Origin of the sequence: Pseudanabaena cinerea FACHB-1277 (genome assembly GCF_014696345.1) — a bacterium.
Classification (GTDB): domain Bacteria; phylum Cyanobacteriota; class Cyanobacteriia; order Pseudanabaenales; family Pseudanabaenaceae; genus Pseudanabaena; species Pseudanabaena cinerea.
In genome coordinates, this window is the sequence record NZ_JACJPY010000001.1 from 116,692 (window position 1) to 133,800 (window position 17,109).

Genomic DNA, 17,109 nt, shown 5'->3' on the forward strand with positions numbered 1-17,109 from the left:
TCCATAAACAATCCATCCATAATAGATATGGAAATAAATAGATATGGAAATAGCCAGCAAAAACTATGCGCTTCATAAATCCTAAAACCGACTATGCTTTCAAAAAAATCTTTGGTTCCGAACAAAGTCATGACATTTTGATCAGCTTTCTCAATGCCATGCTCTACGAAGGCAATGACACGATTATTGAGATTGAAATTCTCAATCCGCATCTCACCCCACGCATTCGAGGCTACAAAGATACTTATCTGGATATCAAAGCTACAATCAGCGATCGAGATCGCCAAAATAGCACTGTAATTATCGAGATGCAAGTGTTAAATGTAGAAGGATTTGAGAAACGTATCCTGTATAACGCCGCCAAAACCTATACTAATCAACTAGCAATTGGTGATGAGTACAGCGATCTCCAACCCGTGATTGCCCTTACCATTGCCGACTTTGAGATGTTTCCCGAACTCGATCAACTGATATCACGGTTCATTCTTAAAGAAAAAACCTATCTCACCGATTACCCGATCTATGATATCGAACTAGTATTCATCGAACTACCCAAATTTCAAAAACAACTTGTAGAACTGGAAACCCTTGCAGACAAATGGCTATATTTCTTGAAAACTGCCAGAAAACTTGAATCTGTACCGCCGAGTATGGAATCTGTGCCTGAGATAAAACAAGCCTTTGCGATCGCCAACCAAGCCAACCTCAGTTCCGAAGAAATAGATGAACTAGAACATCAAGAAATCTTCATTCAAGATCAACGTAATGTCGTCAAAAAAGCTCTAAATCAAGGTATTGAACTAGGCATTGAGCAGGGCATTGAGCAAGGAAAGCTAGAGACTCAACTAGCGATCGCTCAACAACTGCTTGATGTTTTAGACGATGCTGCCATCAGTCGCACTACAGGATTAAGTATTGAGCAAATAGCCAGACTTAGAAGCCTATAACCTTGCTTCTCAAAATAAGCCGTATATTTTACAATTCATTTGTCCAGTATGCTTTCTGTGCTGAATTACAAAAATCTGAGGATAAACTCATGGCAAACTTCATTAAGTCTAAAATCCAACAGTCTCTAAGTTTTCTGCTGATGCTAGTCATCGCATTTTCAGCATTCAGTGGGGTTCTCTTCGTTAATCCTAGTCCCTCCTATGCGTTTAAAGAATCTGATGTTAATCGAGCGCTCAACCGAGATATGAATCTTGTCGGGGCGGATTTAAGCAGGGCGAATTTACGCGGGGCGCGTTTAGCGGCGGCGAATTTAATCGGGGCAAATTTAAGCAAGGCGGATTTCAGCAATGCGGATTTCAGCGGGGCGGATTTAAGCGGGGCGAATTTAAGCGGGGCGGATTTTTTAAACGATGCTTATTTAATCGATGCGATCGCCGATAGCAGGACTAATTTTCCCGACGGTTTTGATGCAAATGGCGCAGGAGTAATCTTCCGCAACTAATAAACTTCATTACCCAAACATCAAAAAACCTCACCTTGTCTAAGATAGGGTGAGGTTTTCTACATTTGCCATTTTACTCTTCAGTTTCTGGCGCGATTGCTTCAGTAATAACCTCAGTAGCAGCGATCGCCACATCACCACTTTGGACTTCCACATCCTCTTGCTCCTCTTCCAACGCAGGCGGAACTAAGGTCGCACCCACGATCGAGTCAGAAGCATCAATTTTTTGCAAACGCACGCCGCGTGCCGTGCGTGACTGACAGGCGATCGCATCGGTAGATTGCCGCATGACGATACCGCGACTGGTGACGATCATTAGTTCGTTCTTCTCATCAACCAAACAGAGGGAAGCTAGTTGATCCTGACCAGATTTGAACTTAGTGACCCGCAAACCTTTCCCAGCTCGTTTTTGAATACGGAACTGGCTGACAGGGACGCGCTTACCATAGCCACCTCTGGTGACAACTAGCACCCAAGGTCCTTGATATTTCTCGTTAGTGGTTTCGGTATCTGTTTCTAAGTTCTCATCCTCATTGATCGGTGTGGTCAAATCTAGATCTTCTTCTGCACCTTCAACTTCTTCAATTTCCGCTAAACCAGCAGGGAGAATATCCATGCTCACGATTAGATCATCACCCGTCAGGCGCATCGATCGCACGCCGCGAGTGTCCCGTCCCATGGGGCGCAACTGCTCATGGTCAGTACGGAAGCGGATCGACATTCCTTGGCGCGAACCGACAATAATAGTGTTATCGGCTTTGGCACGGCGCACCCAGCGTAAAAGATCACCTTCTTCGAGGGAGATCGCAATTAGACCGTTAGAACGAATATTCGCGAAAGCAGGTAATTTAGTTTTTTTGATATAGCCGCCAGCCGTGAGCATGACTAAATATTCATCTTCGCTAAATTCGCTAATCGGCAATACGGTGGTAATCTTCTCATCGGCAGCGATCGGTAATAGCTGCACCACCGCCGTACCACGCGCCGCCCGACCCGATTCAGGAACTTCGTAAGCCTTGACTCCATAGACCTTACCGCGATCGGTGAAGAAGAGAACTTTATCATGGCTGCGACAGGCAAAGAAATGGGCGATCGCATCATCATCTTTGACATTGGCGCTTGCCTTGCCCCTTGTGGCACGATTTTGGGCTGTAAAGGTATCCACTGGCATCCGTTTGATGTAGCCATGTTGCGTCACCATCACGATCGTCTCGCGATTGGCAATTAAATCGGCAGTGTCAATATCGCCTTCGTTGGGCAGAATGCGGGTGCGGCGTGGGGTGGCAAATTCGGCTTTGACCGCCTCTAGCTCTTCACGGGTAATTGTGAGAATGCGATCGCGATTAGCAAGAATATGTTCTAGATCCGCAATCTTAGCAACTAGCTGATTATGTTCATCATGGATTTTATCGGCATCCTGAGCCGTCAAGCGGCGCAATTGCATCGCCAAAATCGCATCGGCTTGAGCTTCCGAAAGTCCATAGCTTTCGATCAGTCCCGCCTTGGCAGTCGCACTATCATCAGCTCCGCGAATCAGAGCAATTACGGCATCAAGATGGTTGAGGGCAATCAATAAACCTTGTAATAAATGATCGCGCTCCCGTGCCTTCTTCAATTCGTACTGAGTACGGCGCGTAATTACTTCATAACGGAAGTCAAGGAATACTTGCAGAGCATGGCGCAGCGTCAGGGTAATTGGTTCGCCATCAACTAGAGCTAAGAGATTGCAACTAAAGTTTGCCTGTAGAGGTGTGGCTTTGTAAAGATTGTTTAGCACCACCTTGGGATAGGCATCGCGTTTAAGTTCAATTACTAAACGCATTCCATCGCGATCGCTTTCATCTCGAATATCAGAAATGCCATCAAGTTTCTTCTCATTGACCATTTCCGCAATCTTTTCGATCAGCGAAGCCTTATTGGTTTGGTAAGGCATTTCCGTAATAATAATCGCCTCACGATCCTGCCGCCCTGAAGCCGAAATTGTTTCAAAACTAGCCACCGCCCGCATCGTAATCGAGCCACGACCTGTGGTATAGGTTTCACGAATACCGTCACTGCCCAATACCAAAGCCCCCGTGGGAAAGTCTGGACCTGGAATATAGCGTATCAATTCTAAATCGCTAAGGCTAGGATCGGCAATTAGCGCCACTAAGCCATCCACCAATTCACCTAAATTATGGGGCGGAATATTAGTCGCCATCCCCACGGCAATCCCTGCGGAGCCATTGAGCAATAACTGCGGAATCCGCGCTGGCATTACTAGGGGTTCTTGCTGTGAGCCGTCATAGTTATCGCCAAAGTTGACCGTATCTCGCTCGATATCTTGAATTAGCCCCACTTGGGCAATGCGGGTCAAACGACATTCGGTATATCGCATCGCCGCAGGGGGATCGTTATCCACGGAGCCGAAGTTGCCATGACCATCGACCATGCGATCGCGCATCGAAAAGTCCTGCGCCATCCGTACCAATGCCTCATACACGGCGGTGTCACCGTGGGGGTGATATTTACCGATCACATCCCCAACCACACGGGCGCATTTCCTAAAGGGGCGATCGGCACTCAAGCCCAACTCGTGCATGGCGTAGAGAATGCGGCGGTGTACGGGTTTGAGTCCGTCACGGGCATCGGGTAGGGCGCGACCCACGATCACGCTCATGGCATATTCCAGATACGATCGCGACATTTCGCCGCGCAGGTCTGTGGGGATAATGCGATCTTCTAAGATTTCAGTCATATGCTAATCAAATTCTCCTTGCATGGCTTGGTAATGCTTGACCAATTGGCGATCGGCAGTTATTACTAAGTGTCTTACTATTATAAGGCTTTGCGGGTTTGCTGAGGATGACAAGACTTGATTTGTGGCGGTATATTGGCAATCTGGCTCGAAGTAGCTACTAGATAAAAATTGCGGGTGATACCTGAAACCTTTTCGATAGAGACTTTAGCTGCTTTACGGTTAGCTCCTGTTGACCATTGATTATTGCTAAAATTGTTTCTGGAGTACCAACCTCTGGTAAATCTGTTAATTCTAATTGGTGTTCTTCCATCAAAAACTGCATCATCTCAACCCCATTACTATCTGGTATTGAATAATTCTTTTCCTCGTATGTATGAATCACAATCCCTAAAGTATCTAATAACTCATAAAGAGGATTCTGCTCATCTGTACCTACTTCGTCAATCAGGGCATTTAATCTCTCAATAGCGCGATCGTAATCACATTCGTTCCGAATTGAAAAAAGTGGACGAATAACTCCCCAAGACATCCGCACATCTTCTGTAAGTAAGCTCATTTTTTCCATCCTCCTTTGTCATATTCTAGATGAGTTAATACGTGCCGAATATAAATTTTGTCGCGATTAAAATGGACTGAAGCAATTAAGCGGTACTTATTGCCGCCAATATTAAAGACTGTTAAATCACCTACTTGATCAGCGCTCGGAAAAACAGAGCGTAAACTAGCAAAATTACTAAAACTCTGGCTATCTAAAATCTTAAACCATCTGGTCAATGGAATTTCGCTATCAGGATGCTTTTCCCAGAACTGACGTAAAATTTTCTTGCTAATTACGTGCATATTATCGCATAATATTTTCGCCTAAATTGTATCCCACGTTCCGCTCTTATTTTACTGAAAAAATATTTAAAAAGAAAATGCTTATGCAGCAAGTGTTTTGAGCCTTAACCTTGAAAAAATCACTATTTTAATATTGTCCTATTTTAGTATTGTCAATAAGGACACACTAATAGGATTTATTATCATTAATTTCTTTTGAAATCGCTGAAACACTGATTGTCTCGTTGTAAATATTTTTAGGCTTCCATTACGAGCGGAATGTGAGTTGTATTACTATTTTGCCATTAAACGACCAGTTTCTGAACTCCAATGAATTCAGTAAAAGTTTCTTCTGTAAGTTCTTCAAGACACATTTCAATGACTTCTCGCATATTTAGCATTAGTTCATCAATGGTGTCTCCTTGGCTATAACAAGCACGAAGTTGAGGGACTTCACCAATGTATATGCCATCTTCATCTCTTTCAATAACTACATAAAACTCTTTCCCTTTCATTATTGTGTTTTTCCTATAGTTCTGATTATGGCAATAGTTCTAAATAATCGATGCCTTGAGGTCTAATGATAAAGTAGTTCATCTACTCGTTCAGAGAGATTGTAGATGCCGCTTTTACCCATACCAACGCATTTAGGCAGTTTCTTTTTCTTGTTCACAACATAGAGTTGGATTGCTTCTTGAATAATTTCTGAAGGTGTTTTTCCTCCTTGTGCTGATAGTTGCTCAAGGACTTGTTCCGTTTCTTGGGGAAGATATATAACTGTGGGTTTCATATTATCAGAGATAGTTTAGGTTCTTATTGAGGTTTAAAGACATCAAGATGTTCTAACAGTGTGATTCCTTTTGCAGTTGTTTTCACATTGGAAAAAATATTAAAATCTTTGTGTTCTCCAAATGCACTGAACTTATCATTGTAGGTGGCATAAACTATTGGATCTGTAAATTGACAACTACAATCTTTAAGCTTGCTTTCAAGATCATTTGCTCTAATAAAGTAAATAATCCAAGTAATCAAGTATCTGTTATTCATTTCCTCTGACTTTAGTGTAACGAGAAATTCTTCAAGGTGGTCAACTATCAAATCTATATGCTTTAAGCCAAAAGGAGATTTTATAATAGATTCAATAATAGCTAGGATTTTTGGGAATGATTTTGTCCTTAGTTCTGCGAGCATAAGTAACAGACTGATTGTCTTAACTAGAGATCTATTGTCTAGCTTTTTAAGCCGTATCTTATAGTTTTTAGTTACAATATCTGCCAAAAATCTATCTATAACTCCACAACCAGAATTGTTTTTGTCAATTTCTATAACAGACAAATATACTTCTTTAAATCGTTTAAAATCATAGAATGCTTTGGGTTGTGGATTAGCACTATGGTACTCTGATACCCAGTTTCTAAAAAGACCGCTTGGCAGACGATAAATTGTAGTTTTTCCATCGTTTAATTCAAGACGATAACTTTTTAAAGCTGCTTGAAGAGCTTTGATAACTGATCGTCCGCTAGACTCACTTTTAGCAAGAATGCGATAATCATCCTTAAATCTGACTACAAGTACATCTTGATTTATTGATTTGGATAGCTCTCTGTCTACTCCTGATAGAACTATTTCAGAAATTATATCTGATACAACAGGTCCTATTGGAATGCCATTAGTACAACCATCATTAGCGCTTTGAAAAAGCTTGTCTAAGCGATTTCCAATGAAATTATAATCATTTCTATTTTTTGCTTGTCTAATAATAGATTTTTCATGTAAAGCCCAAGGAATACTATGAGTATAAATTGATGGATAAAAGTTTTTTATATCTGTCTTAATAAGATATTTATATCGAAAAGCAATAGCCGCCACATCATTTTCAGCCATCTCAATAAACTCATAGATCATTCTTCCACTTCTAAGTTCACCAATTTCTCCGACCGTCTTATGATTTAGAGGAATAGGAAAACTATAAGAGCAAACCTGATTATCTTTATGGAAAAGACAATCTGTTACTTCACTCCAATTATCAGAAATTGTAAACGCAATATCTGAATGAATTTTTGGATCGATTATTCCAAACGTTCTATCCGTCAGTTCAGTTTTTGGAAAGTGAACTTGTTGAAATTCAGAGATTTCTGGTTGAAATTTTGTCTTTTTATGAGTAAAATAAACTGTTCCAAAAGCTGGATACTTAGTTACTGTAAAACATGGTGGCAAGACATAGGATTCAGGGAAATAGCCTTTAGTCACTAACCATTCATATATATCTGATTTGGATAGTGACTTAGCAAGTTCACTTGTTTTTTGAAAGTGTTCTTTAGGACTGAGGGGCATATTACCTCAAATAAATCTATCAATAACTAGGCGAACTAAGCAGCCACACTAATCATACTTTTTCGCTAAGACTAGCAACAGCTTACGAAAAATTTCATAGTTAAAGCTATCTCCCCCATGACATATTTTTAAAGCGATCGCGACATTTCGCCGCGCAGGTCTGTGGGGATAATCCGATCTTCTAAGATTTCAGTCATATGCTAATCAAATTCTCCTTGCATGGCTTGGTAACGCTTGACCAATTGGCGATCGGCAGTTATTACTAAGTGTCTTACTATTATAAGGCTTTGCGGGTTTGCTGAGGATGACAAGACTTGATCTTGATGCTGTTGCTGGTGCGATCGCTAAGGTGACTGTTAATTTATGAGCAGATTCAGTCTAAACTTCAAAGTTAGCGTTTAGAGGGATTTAGGTTATACTGGGAGCGATGATTAGTAAGGTTTGTAATCATTGGAGGACTTAAGATGCTTGCTGATAAAACTTTGTGGGTTTCACCTGAAGCATTTCGGAACAGGTTAAAGAATTACCCTAATTGGGAAAAGTCTTCTCAGTCTATTTTAGCTGTGAAGTTTTTAGAAAAAAGAAGACAAAGACTGGCTCAAATGTCTGAAGTGGATATCCAAAATGCGGAGATTGCTTTTGAGCGCTTTAAGGTAAGCATTAATAGCGATCGCCCTGATGATGCAAAGCTTTATCTATGATCGTCTTTCTAGATTCTGGTGTGATTGGATTACTTTCCAATCCTAATAAGCGCGATCAAGTTCTTGCCTGTGAAAATTGGCTGTATGGTTTGTTGGCTAAGGGTGTCTATGTTGTCAGTTCAGATATTTGCGATTATGAGGTAAGACGCAATCTGGTACTTGAGTCGATGCGTTTTGAGAAGCGATCGCAACCATTAGCAGCTTTAGATGAGTTGCATGAGTTTGTTGAATTTTTGCCAATTACGCCACAGGTTTTGCTTGCTGCTTCTGATATTTGGGCAAAGTCGCGTTTACAGGGGCAAGCGATGGCAAATGTTATGAGTGTTGATGTTGATGCGATTATTTGCGCTCATTGGGAGTTGTTGAAGGAAGAGTTTCCTAGTCGTTATGTGGTGGTGGCTACGACTAATGTTCGGCATTTATCGCGCTTTACAGAAGCATTTGAGTGGGAGTCCATACAGTTATAAAAGTGTTAAATGAGTTATTTGCTAAGAGTGTTAGCAATAACTCTAATCATTCTTTCCAGAGTCGCTCATCTACTCGTTCAAAGAGATCGGAGATGCCACTTTTACCCATAGTGTCCTACCTATCATGAAACTTTGCGGATTTGCAAAGAGTATTGAGTATGCAGTACTAAGCCAATAAATCAATTAACTGCTCTTTTGTGAGATCGGCATCTCGCAAGATTTTGAGAAGCAAGCCCTTACCGAGAGTTTTACCTGAATGAACAGGAATTGTAACGACTCTCCCATCTTCATGCTTCATTCTCACATGACTACCCTTTTGCCTCACGCTTTCAAAGCCTATTTTTGTCAAGGCAGCAATCAGTTCCTTGCTGGCGAGATCTGGTAATTTTGCCATTTAGACCACCAGCTTCTGAACTCCAATGAATTCAGTAAAAGTTTCTTCCGCAAGTTCTTCAAGACACATTTCAATGACTTCTCGCATATTTAGCATTAGCTCGTCAATGGTGTCGCCTTGGCTATAACAAGCACGAAGTTGTGGCACTTCACCAATGTATATGCCATCTTCATCTCTTTCGATGACTACATAAAACTCTTTACCTTTCATCATTTTATTCCTCTATTTTGTATATTAGTAATTGCAACTTTTAAGCAAAACCTTATTTTAGTTAGCTATTTTTTATTCATATTCAACTATTGGGTTTGATTAGTTTCATTTATTTGCCGAAGTGTCTTGCGATCACTCTAATCATTCTTTCTAGAGTAGTGAACTACTCTTTCAGGAAGATCGAAGATACCGCGTAAGAATTCTCCAAATGAAGATCTAAGGAAATCAATTTGATTTAGGGATTTTTAATGTTAACTGTATTGGTTCACTACCAAAAGTTTTAGCCATAGCTTGCTTTAATTCACTAATATTTTCACATGATTTAGCCATTCCAATTACTTGCCAAATATGCTGAACTAGTTTTTGTAACCCATACTGACTTGATAGCCATTGATGATAGTTGTTACCATGTCTTGGTTTTGGTGCATTTTCTCTCAGCCACTGAGCGACATCAGGCTCTAAGTACTCATAAATTAGCTCCATGACTAGTTTTCCCCAATATTTTGGACGTTTATGAATACTTTTACTCCAACCAGTAAGACGACCAAACTCCATCCATAATTCATCAGGAAAAGTTTTTTCCCATTTTCTCATTTCTTCTTCAAGATAAGCTTTTAGCTTGACCTCTAGAGCATTTTTTTCTCTAACTTCCTGATATCCAGTAGCTTCGTCAATTAGTGCGTCTAGACCAACTTTAGCTACTGAGGCAAGAAACATACTAGCTCTTATAGCTATTTCCTTTTGCTTCTCAGTCATTTCTGGATAATCAGCATCTTCTGGTCTATGATAATTAGCCTCTAAAGCAGTAACAAAAGCTCTACAAATATCTATAAAAACATCAGCAGGCATTCCTTTAGCTGTATTTCCGAGTCGTTCTGTGTCAATAGATCTAAATGCAATAAATTGACTAGTTACAAAATCAAAGTCTAGAAAAGGCTTTAGAGATCTTACTCCAATAGTTCTTTCCAGATCTCCTGCTCCTTTAACACTTGTTAGCATTTCATTGGCTGTCATTCTTCCAATCACTCTTACTCCATTATCCAAGACATAACAAGATATTGGGTTGCCAAATAGATCTAAAGAACCAGAGTAAGCGGCAATAGGAAGAAGCTGAGATTCATCAGATTCTTTGTTCAATGAATGTTCGTCATTTTCGTTAACTTCTATGTTTTTATCCCATCTTGCTCTGGCGGCTTTACGTGCAATTTCTGTTCTTTCTTCCGCAGATAATTTTTTAGCTCTGGCTTCACCTCCTTTAGATGCGCCCAATTCACTGAGTCTCTTAGCGTACTCTCTTGTCTTGTCTACCATGATGTTCAAAATTAGTGTATTATGCTTGCTAATATGATACATGCACGGGCAAGCATAGTCAACTAAATATTATTACAACTCGAAAATCCATATGATAAATGCAATCTATTCTTTTGAATTATTCATATCTATTCTGATAATCACTAACAAATTGCGAGAAATTTTACATTTACAGTTAACAAGATCGCCCCCATGACATATTTTTAAAGCGATCGCATCGCCTTGCATTGCTTGCTTTACTAATCCAAGTTAAACCATGCTATCATTGATATCACTAATTGATTGCAAAGATGGCTAATATTACGATCAGAAATTTAGATGATGCGCTCAAAGCAAAACTGCGGATTAGAGCAGCGCGGTTAGGGCGCTCTATGGAAGAAGAAGTGCGGGTGATTCTCAAGAATGTTCTTGCCCAAGAAGATAATCCCCAGAGTCTTGGTGAATCTATTCATCAGCGCTTTGCAAATTTAGGTGGATTTGATTTGCCTTCAATTGAGAGAGAACCGATTCGCGATCCCAACTTATTCGAGCCATTATTTGAGGATTCATGATTATTCTCGATACCAATGTGCTTTCCGAGTTTATGAGAGCAGTTCCCAATCCTACAGTTATGGATTGGATCGCGCAGCAAATTTCATCAGAAGTCCTTGTCACCACAATTACACAGGCGGAGATGTATTACGGATTGGCTCTATTGCCCATGGGAAAACGCCGTAGTGATATGGAGAGAGCAGTGCAGCAAATGTTTGAGCAGGATTTTTTAGAACGGATTTTGAGTTTTGATAGTGCAGCAGCTCTGGAATATGCAAAGTTAGCTTCATTGCGGCGACAGATTGGTAAACCGATCGCCCAAGCTGATGCCCAAATAGCGGCGATCGCTCTTTCTAAAAATGCTGTACTAGCAACTCGTAATATTGCAGATTTTTGTGATTGTCATCTAACTCTGGTCAATCCTTGGGAATGTTAAAGATGACAATATGCAGTTGATTGATATGGAGATGCTATACCTCATGACATATTTTTAAAGCGATCGCGACATCTCGCCGCGCAGGTCTGTAGAGCTATCAAATTCTCCTTGCATGGCTTGGTAACGCCTGACCAATTGGCGATCGGCAATTATTACTAAGTGTCTACTATTAGAAGGCTTTGCGGGTTTGAGGAATCCGATCCTGAGCCTGAGTTGTTGGCTTTGGCGCTTGATGATGTGGCGGTGGCATTAGGTGATGAAGGCGATCGCCAATGGGTGAAAGATTTTGGGGCAAGTGATAAAAGTCAAGCGGTGTATGAGTTAGCGGCTTGGTTAGATAGGTTGGGGCTAAAGCTAACTGTGGATGTGCAGTATTTTGAATGATGTCTAGATTGCGGTGAATCGTGCCTGTTTCATCGCCTTGGAGGTCGGGATAGGCAATTTTGAGATTGGGAATGGTGGAACTGAGGATGTTGTGACTGCCGACATAGGCAAATTGACAAAGTATTTGCTATGTCCGCCTGTGAGTTTGAGGTGGAGGCGATCGCTGTAGCGTTTTTGGAGTTGGAAGAGTTTAGACATAGGTTTATTTTCTGGCTTTGCGTTTGCTGTCGAAGTTTCAATAGGTGGTGAGGATTTGCAGGGTTTGCAGGTCTGGTAAACAGATGACTTGCAAGCCTCTGAGGGTGTCGGTGAATTTGGCGTAGGGACTGGTTTTGAGTTGGCGATCGCTTAGTGTGTAGATGATCGCGCCATGCCGATCGCTGCGTTGTTGTCCGTAGGCGATGGCAACGCGGATCATGTCGTTGCTGATGGCGCGTTGTTGTTGGCGGCGTTGGAGGTGGTTGAGGTCTTTGGGTTTGCGGATGGGAGTTAGGGCGATCGCTTGATCGAGGATTTCATCGGTTGCGGCGATCTGTTGGATTTGTTTGTGGGTGTTCATAACTAAGTTGAGTTCGATGTGCTTAACTTAGCGTTTGTAATTGTGGAAGTGAAGGACATTTGAGGGAAGATAATATCTGTCTTAAATGTCGTTATCTGTCCCATGTAATATTTTGGACAGGTTGGAGCAAGGGTTATACTGTTGTTGTGCGGTGGTGATAAAAGCTCTCAGGAGCGTGACATTCAAACGGCTAAGTCTTATTGGAGGGACTATGCAAAGCGTCAAGGTCAAGGTTAAAACTCACGAAGATTTTTTAATTGAGTCTCTCAAAGATCCTGAAGAATCGGCGGCTTATGTGTCTGCTGTTTTGGAGGAGGAAAAACCTGAGCCTGAGTTGTTGCCTTTATGTTTAGGTCATGTTGCGGCGGCACTGGGTGGTGAAGGCGATCGCCAATGGGTAAAAGATTTTGGCACAAGTGATAAGAGTCAAGTGGTGTATGAGTTGGCAGCTTGGTTGGATAGTTTGGGACTAAAATTGACTGTGACGGTTAAACCGAGTTAGCTAAATTTCCTGTAAGATGTTTGTAGTATATTTTTCGGGTGATTCACATGGAAGCTGTTGCTGAAAATCTCTATACTGTCCAAAAAATTGAGGCAATTTTGCAAAGGTTGTCACCTGAGAGGTTGCGGGTTGCGGCGGATTTTTTGGCTTATCTTGATGAAAGAGAAAGCAACGATGCAACGGAGGAGTTGTTGAGTATTCCTAATTTTTTGGAAGACTATCAAGAGGCGATGCAGGATATCGAAAATGGCGATGTTGTTCCTTTCAAGAGTATTCGCCGCCGAGTGTGAAAAGTCACTGAGTGAGGATATAAGCATTTTTTGTTATGATAAAAAACGTCTAGGATAGGAATCTGGGAAATTAGGTAAATGGCATCTTCAACATCAATTGTTCAGGGAACCAATAGCAAGCCAGTCTCAAGCCGTGCTTTAGTAAACTTCTTTTCTTCTCTAAAAAATGGAGATGGAGAATTATTTATTGGTTATCCAATTATAGCCAGTCCTGACGGTAGTTTCCCTGTTGATGCTGTATGGGTGTCACCTAGTAAAGGAATAGTTATTTTCGACTTAATTGAAGGTTTAGATCCTTCAGGCTTTGAGGAACGTCAAGATGATTTGGCTAACAAACTCGAATCTCGTCTCAAAAACTACAAAGAACTAATGAATCGCCGAGATCTTGTGGTAAAGATTCACACAATTTCTTTTGCTCCAGGATTAGCTTCAACAGATTACTCGTTTGAGTCTGAATATGTTCTTGTAAATTCAGATTCTCTTTCTACAGCATTAGAAGAATTTAGTTGGGATAAAGGCGATCTTACATATTACAGATCAACGCTTTCTGCATTGCAGAATATATCCACGATTCGCAGAAGCAAAGCCCGCAGATCTATCACTAAGCCAGATTCCCGTGGTGCTAAGTTAAAGAAACTGGAGGATTCGATCTCGACACTAGACAATTTACAAAACAAAGCAGTTATTGAAACTGTTGAAGGTGTTCAACGTATACGAGGACTTGCAGGCTCAGGAAAAACAATTGTACTGGCTTTAAAAGCGGCATATCTGCACTCTCAACATCCAGAGTGGCAGATAGCAGTTACTTTCAATACAAGATCTGTAAAGGGGCAACTAAAGAGACTAATTGACACGTTTTTAATACAAACTGGTAAAGAGCCTGACTGGGAACAAATAAAAGTACTAAATGCATGGGGAGCGCCTGGTGGTGGAGAACGGGACGGAATTTATCATCAGTTTTGTCGTTCTGTAGATGCTCCATATTTTGATTTCCCTTCTGCTAAAAGAAATTTTAAAAGCGACAATGTATTTGATGCTGTATGTCAAAATGTGCTAACACACTCTCACAAAGCCAAGAAATTATACGACGTAATTCTTGTTGATGAGGCGCAAGATTTCCCTCCCTCTTTTTTGAGACTATGTTATGAAATTCTTGATGACAAAAAGAGACTGGTTTATGCTTATGACGAATTACAGAATCTTTCGGGAACTTCAGTAGCAGCTCCTGAGGAGATATTTGGTACAAACCCTGATGGAACGCCTCGTGTTACCTTCTCGGCTCCAACACCTGATAAGCCCAGAAGTGACATCATTCTCGAAAAATGCTACCGCAATTCTCGTCCTGTATTGGTCACTGCTCATGCACTAGGATTTGGAATTTATCGTCAGCCCCCTGTAAATCGAAAAACAGGACTGGTACAAATGTTTGGAGAGTCTGGGCTATGGCGAGAAATCGGGTATGAGGTCAAAGAAGGTAACTTACAAGATGACTCTAACGTAGTTCTACAGCGAGCGCCTGATGCAAGTCCAGTATTTTTGGAGGAGCATTCACCAACCAGTGATTTAGTTCAGTTTATTATTTTTAAAAATGAAGAAGAACAGAATAACTGGGTTGTCAATGAAATAAAGAAAAACTTACAGCAAGAAGAACTGTCTTACGATGATATTGTTGTCATTAATCCCGATCCATTGACTACTAGAGAAAAGGTTGGGTCAATCCGCAAAAAATTGTTAGAAAGTGAAATAAATTCACATCTAGCTGGAGTAGATACCGATCCAGATATATTCTTTAAATCTGATATACCATCGATTACATTTACAGGAATCTATCGCGCTAAGGGTAATGAAGCAGGGATGGTCTATATTATCAATGCTCAAGACTGTCATTCAACTTCTGCAAATCTTGCAACCTTGCGGAATCGATTGTTTACGGCAATTACAAGAAGCAAAGCATGGGTTAGGGTTCTTGGAATTGGTGCAGGTATGCAGAGTTTAATAAATGAATATAAGATTCTGAACGGCAAAAATTATGAGTTGCATTTCCGATACCCAACACAGTCCGAACGAGAACAGATGAGTATTGTTCATCGTGATATATCCCCCTCCGAACGCAGTCAACGTAATAGTAAGGGCAAGAAAGTTGCAGAAGTTATTGAAGCTCTTGAAGCTATAAAATCAGTAGAACTAGATGAAGAAAATATTGCTGCTATTGAAGCTGCCTTCAAAAAATCTTTAGGAATAGAGATTAATGCTTAGCCCGCAAGAGGTCTGTACACATATTAAGCAGCTAATTGGCTACTTGGTTGAAGTTGGCTTATCAAGTGACCAGAACTATCCCTTTGTGAGAAAGGGGAACAATAATATAGTAGAGGTTACTTTTCCACAATCGGAGTATTTATCAATTGCACTCAAAAATTATAGTTATGCAGAAATTTATGAAAATCTTGCCTCTGAACGGGCTTATATTACAAAGTTGCCAGATGGAGCCTTAGTCACAATGCGTTACTTGTATAATGCTAAAGGATTAGAGCGTCATTCTCTTGGCTTTTATCCATCACCCAACCTAGAAGAGTTTCAGAATTCTCCCGATATATATCTAGAAGATATTGTGTATGCTGATGTCATTGCACGAAATATTGTGCCATTCCCGATTCGTTTTGATTTTGACTGTCGAGAAGATGTTTTTGTCCCAGTAGATCATCCAAAATCCCATTTGACCTTGGGGCAGTACCAAAATTGTAGAATACCGATAGCTGCTCCTTTAACACCTTACTGTTTCATTTCTTTTTTGCTGAGAAATTTCTACAATACAGCATTTAAGAAGTATTCAGAGCAACTACCATTCTTTTCCGAAGAGTTTGAAAATTCAATCCATCCAGAAGAGTTGAAAATTGCACATTTTCAGGTTCCTGTAAAGAGATTATCTTCTCCAAATACGAAGTAGTTTAGCGATCGCCCTTTATGGCAAAAGTACTAATGAGGCGATTCATCAACTCTGCCAAAACCTAACAGATTCAATCCCAATACGCCTATTCACAGGAGGACAAACCACGCAAGAACTCATCGCTAAAATTAATGCTTGGCTATCTGAAATGTAAATCAACTCAGGATCAACAAAATGGAGGAATTACTATTTGAAATACTTACACCGCTTAACTTCACAGTACGAGTCACCCAAGCCTACTGGGACATCATCACCACCATCAAACATCCGATCATACTCAACTGTGAAGCCGAAGTCTGCCAAACCCTCGCACAACCCGATGAAATTCGCCGTAGTAAAAGCGATCGCGATGTTTATCTATTCTATCGAGCCAGAAATCAAAAACGCTGGGTCTGTGCCGTCACAAGACGACTCAACGGTGAAGGCTTTCTGATTACCACCTATCCCACCGAAGCAATCAAAGAAGGAGAAAAACTATGGCAGAAGTAAAAGTCTACTATGACAAACTAGGAAACACCCTCACCGTCTGGTTTGGCGATCCTAACCAAGAATATATCTGTGAAGAAACAGGCGATGAAGTAATCCTGATGAAAAATAAATCTGGAGTAGTAATTGGCTTTGAGAAACTCAATTACAGCCTCCAAGAATCATCAAACCTAAGATTTTCCTTTGAAACATTAGCAGCTTAAATCACACAATGACCACATCACTCATCTCACCAATTACCACATTACCGAAAAATCTCCCCCTTGATGGCGCGATCGCTATAACACTACAAGACGGAGTAATGATCTTTCGCGCATCGCAAAATATACAAAAACGCATTGAGAACCTACTCGACAAACGAGAAGAAACGCCACTCACTGAAACAGAAGAACAAGAACTAGACGATTTTGCAGCGATCGATGACTATCTCAGCTTTGTCAATCGGATGATTCGCAATAACTTCCTACTCGAAAGCATCACCAAAACTCAGCCAGAAATCCAACATGGCGCGTAACATAACCGAAACTACCAAAGCTCAAGTACGCGATCGC

25 protein-coding genes and 1 pseudogene are annotated in these 17,109 nt (G+C 40.9%); 15 read left to right on the forward strand and 11 right to left on the reverse strand.

Translation table 11 applies throughout. The features are described 5' to 3' along the window. Window positions 1-65: 65 nt before the first annotated feature. Both H6F44_RS00560 and H6F44_RS00565 read left to right on the forward strand, forming a co-directional pair. Window positions 66-947 (forward strand): Rpn family recombination-promoting nuclease/putative transposase, encoded by an 882-nt coding sequence (locus H6F44_RS00560; RefSeq protein ID WP_190348964.1) that lies wholly within the window; start codon window positions 66-68, stop codon window positions 945-947. 89 nt (window positions 948-1,036) lie between these two features. Then, window positions 1,037-1,450, forward strand: a complete 414-nt coding sequence (locus H6F44_RS00565; protein ID WP_190348965.1) for a pentapeptide repeat-containing protein — start codon at window positions 1,037-1,039, stop codon at window positions 1,448-1,450. A gap of 73 nt (window positions 1,451-1,523) precedes the next feature. On the opposite strand, the gene gyrA is transcribed toward H6F44_RS00565, so the two are convergent. The 6 genes from gyrA to H6F44_RS00595 all read right to left on the reverse strand — a co-directional run bounded on the left by gyrA (window position 1,524) and on the right by H6F44_RS00595 (window position 7,343). Then, window positions 1,524-4,187: a DNA gyrase subunit A gene (gene gyrA / locus H6F44_RS00570; RefSeq protein WP_190348966.1), complete on the reverse strand. Its 2,664-nt coding sequence runs from the start codon at window positions 4,185-4,187 to the stop codon at window positions 1,524-1,526. A 160-nt stretch (window positions 4,188-4,347) separates the two neighbouring features. Then, a complete protein-coding gene (locus tag H6F44_RS00575) occupies window positions 4,348-4,746 on the reverse strand; it encodes a helix-turn-helix domain-containing protein (RefSeq protein ID WP_199301925.1) in 399 nt (132 codons plus the stop codon). Next, complete coding sequence (locus H6F44_RS00580; RefSeq protein ID WP_190348968.1) at window positions 4,743-5,030, reverse strand: type II toxin-antitoxin system HigB family toxin; 288 nt, start codon at window positions 5,028-5,030, stop codon at window positions 4,743-4,745. Before H6F44_RS00580 ends, H6F44_RS00575 begins: the two co-directional genes overlap by 4 nt. Before the next feature lie 284 nt (window positions 5,031-5,314). Further along, window positions 5,315-5,524 carry a type II toxin-antitoxin system HicB family antitoxin gene (locus H6F44_RS00585; protein WP_190348969.1) on the reverse strand — a complete coding sequence of 70 codons (210 nt, stop codon included), beginning with the start codon at window positions 5,522-5,524 and terminating at the stop codon, window positions 5,315-5,317. 62 nt (window positions 5,525-5,586) lie between these two features. Next, window positions 5,587-5,799, reverse strand: coding sequence for a ribbon-helix-helix domain-containing protein (locus H6F44_RS00590; RefSeq protein ID WP_190348970.1), 213 nt, complete (start codon window positions 5,797-5,799; stop codon window positions 5,587-5,589). A 23-nt stretch (window positions 5,800-5,822) separates the two neighbouring features. Continuing rightward, complete coding sequence (locus H6F44_RS00595; RefSeq protein ID WP_190348971.1) at window positions 5,823-7,343, reverse strand: RNA-directed DNA polymerase; 1,521 nt, start codon at window positions 7,341-7,343, stop codon at window positions 5,823-5,825. Window positions 7,344-7,807: 464 nt separating this feature from the next. On the opposite strand from H6F44_RS00595, the gene H6F44_RS00600 reads away from it, so the two are divergent. Together H6F44_RS00600 and H6F44_RS00605 are read left to right on the forward strand one after the other, a co-directional pair. Further along, window positions 7,808-8,044 (forward strand): hypothetical protein, encoded by a 237-nt coding sequence (locus H6F44_RS00600; protein WP_190348972.1) that lies wholly within the window; start codon window positions 7,808-7,810, stop codon window positions 8,042-8,044. Then, window positions 8,041-8,511 (forward strand): type II toxin-antitoxin system VapC family toxin, encoded by a 471-nt coding sequence (locus tag H6F44_RS00605; RefSeq protein ID WP_190348973.1) that lies wholly within the window; start codon window positions 8,041-8,043, stop codon window positions 8,509-8,511. The genes H6F44_RS00600 and H6F44_RS00605 overlap by 4 nt, the downstream gene beginning before the upstream one ends. A 166-nt stretch (window positions 8,512-8,677) precedes the next feature. On the opposite strand, the gene H6F44_RS00610 is transcribed toward H6F44_RS00605, so the two are convergent. From H6F44_RS00610 to H6F44_RS00620, 3 genes are all read right to left on the reverse strand, one after another. After that, entirely contained in the window at window positions 8,678-8,905 is a 228-nt protein-coding gene (locus tag H6F44_RS00610) for a type II toxin-antitoxin system HicA family toxin (RefSeq protein ID WP_190348974.1), read from the reverse strand. Beyond that, window positions 8,906-9,115, reverse strand: coding sequence for a type II toxin-antitoxin system HicB family antitoxin (locus H6F44_RS00615; RefSeq protein WP_190348975.1), 210 nt, complete (start codon window positions 9,113-9,115; stop codon window positions 8,906-8,908). Window positions 9,116-9,340: 225 nt separating this feature from the next. Beyond that, window positions 9,341-10,426 carry a P63C domain-containing protein gene (locus H6F44_RS00620; protein WP_199301926.1) on the reverse strand — a complete coding sequence of 362 codons (1,086 nt, stop codon included), beginning with the start codon at window positions 10,424-10,426 and terminating at the stop codon, window positions 9,341-9,343. Between the two features lie 290 nt (window positions 10,427-10,716). On the opposite strand from H6F44_RS00620, the gene H6F44_RS00625 reads away from it, so the two are divergent. The 3 genes from H6F44_RS00625 to H6F44_RS00635 all read left to right on the forward strand — a co-directional run bounded on the left by H6F44_RS00625 (window position 10,717) and on the right by H6F44_RS00635 (window position 11,777). After that, a complete protein-coding gene (locus H6F44_RS00625) occupies window positions 10,717-10,977 on the forward strand; it encodes a FitA-like ribbon-helix-helix domain-containing protein (RefSeq protein WP_190348976.1) in 261 nt (86 codons plus the stop codon). Further along, complete coding sequence (locus tag H6F44_RS00630; protein WP_190348977.1) at window positions 10,974-11,393, forward strand: type II toxin-antitoxin system VapC family toxin; 420 nt, start codon at window positions 10,974-10,976, stop codon at window positions 11,391-11,393. The genes H6F44_RS00625 and H6F44_RS00630 overlap by 4 nt, the downstream gene beginning before the upstream one ends. A gap of 159 nt (window positions 11,394-11,552) precedes the next feature. Further along, entirely contained in the window at window positions 11,553-11,777 is a 225-nt protein-coding gene (locus H6F44_RS00635) for a hypothetical protein (RefSeq protein WP_190348978.1), read from the forward strand. Window positions 11,778-11,780: 3 nt separating this feature from the next. Here the strand turns inward: H6F44_RS00635 and H6F44_RS00640 are convergent, their stop codons facing one another. Both H6F44_RS00640 and H6F44_RS00645 read right to left on the reverse strand, forming a co-directional pair. Beyond that, the gene (locus tag H6F44_RS00640) at window positions 11,781-11,975 is read right to left on the reverse strand and encodes a hypothetical protein (protein ID WP_190348979.1); all 195 of its coding nucleotides are present in this window, start codon (window positions 11,973-11,975) and stop codon (window positions 11,781-11,783) included. A 37-nt stretch (window positions 11,976-12,012) separates the two neighbouring features. Then, a complete protein-coding gene (locus H6F44_RS00645) occupies window positions 12,013-12,336 on the reverse strand; it encodes a hypothetical protein (protein ID WP_190348980.1) in 324 nt (107 codons plus the stop codon). 108 nt (window positions 12,337-12,444) lie between these two features. Here H6F44_RS00645 and H6F44_RS23865 point away from each other — a divergent pair. The 8 genes and pseudogenes from H6F44_RS23865 to H6F44_RS00680 all read left to right on the forward strand — a co-directional run. After that, window positions 12,445-12,573: pseudogene (locus H6F44_RS23865) on the forward strand (type II toxin-antitoxin system RelE/ParE family toxin); the annotation flags it as partial. Continuing rightward, a complete protein-coding gene (locus tag H6F44_RS00650; RefSeq protein ID WP_190348981.1) occupies window positions 12,548-12,838 on the forward strand; it encodes a transcriptional regulator in 291 nt (96 codons plus the stop codon). The pseudogene H6F44_RS23865 and the gene H6F44_RS00650, both read left to right, overlap by 26 nt. A gap of 47 nt (window positions 12,839-12,885) precedes the next feature. Then, window positions 12,886-13,128 (forward strand): hypothetical protein, encoded by a 243-nt coding sequence (locus H6F44_RS00655; RefSeq protein WP_190348982.1) that lies wholly within the window; start codon window positions 12,886-12,888, stop codon window positions 13,126-13,128. Window positions 13,129-13,206: 78 nt separating this feature from the next. Next, entirely contained in the window at window positions 13,207-15,384 is a 2,178-nt protein-coding gene (locus H6F44_RS00660) for a DEAD/DEAH box helicase (RefSeq protein ID WP_190348983.1), read from the forward strand. Then, the gene (locus H6F44_RS00665) at window positions 15,377-16,072 is read left to right on the forward strand and encodes a DUF2290 domain-containing protein (protein WP_190348984.1); all 696 of its coding nucleotides are present in this window, start codon (window positions 15,377-15,379) and stop codon (window positions 16,070-16,072) included. Before H6F44_RS00660 ends, H6F44_RS00665 begins: the two co-directional genes overlap by 8 nt. A gap of 174 nt (window positions 16,073-16,246) precedes the next feature. Beyond that, the gene (locus H6F44_RS00670; protein WP_190348985.1) at window positions 16,247-16,561 is read left to right on the forward strand and encodes a DUF4258 domain-containing protein; all 315 of its coding nucleotides are present in this window, start codon (window positions 16,247-16,249) and stop codon (window positions 16,559-16,561) included. Further along, window positions 16,549-16,761 (forward strand): DUF2283 domain-containing protein, encoded by a 213-nt coding sequence (locus H6F44_RS00675; RefSeq protein WP_169364709.1) that lies wholly within the window; start codon window positions 16,549-16,551, stop codon window positions 16,759-16,761. The genes H6F44_RS00670 and H6F44_RS00675 overlap by 13 nt, the downstream gene beginning before the upstream one ends. Window positions 16,762-16,769: 8 nt before the next feature. Further along, a complete protein-coding gene (locus tag H6F44_RS00680) occupies window positions 16,770-17,072 on the forward strand; it encodes a hypothetical protein (protein ID WP_190348986.1) in 303 nt (100 codons plus the stop codon). Window positions 17,073-17,109: the final 37 nt, after the last annotated feature.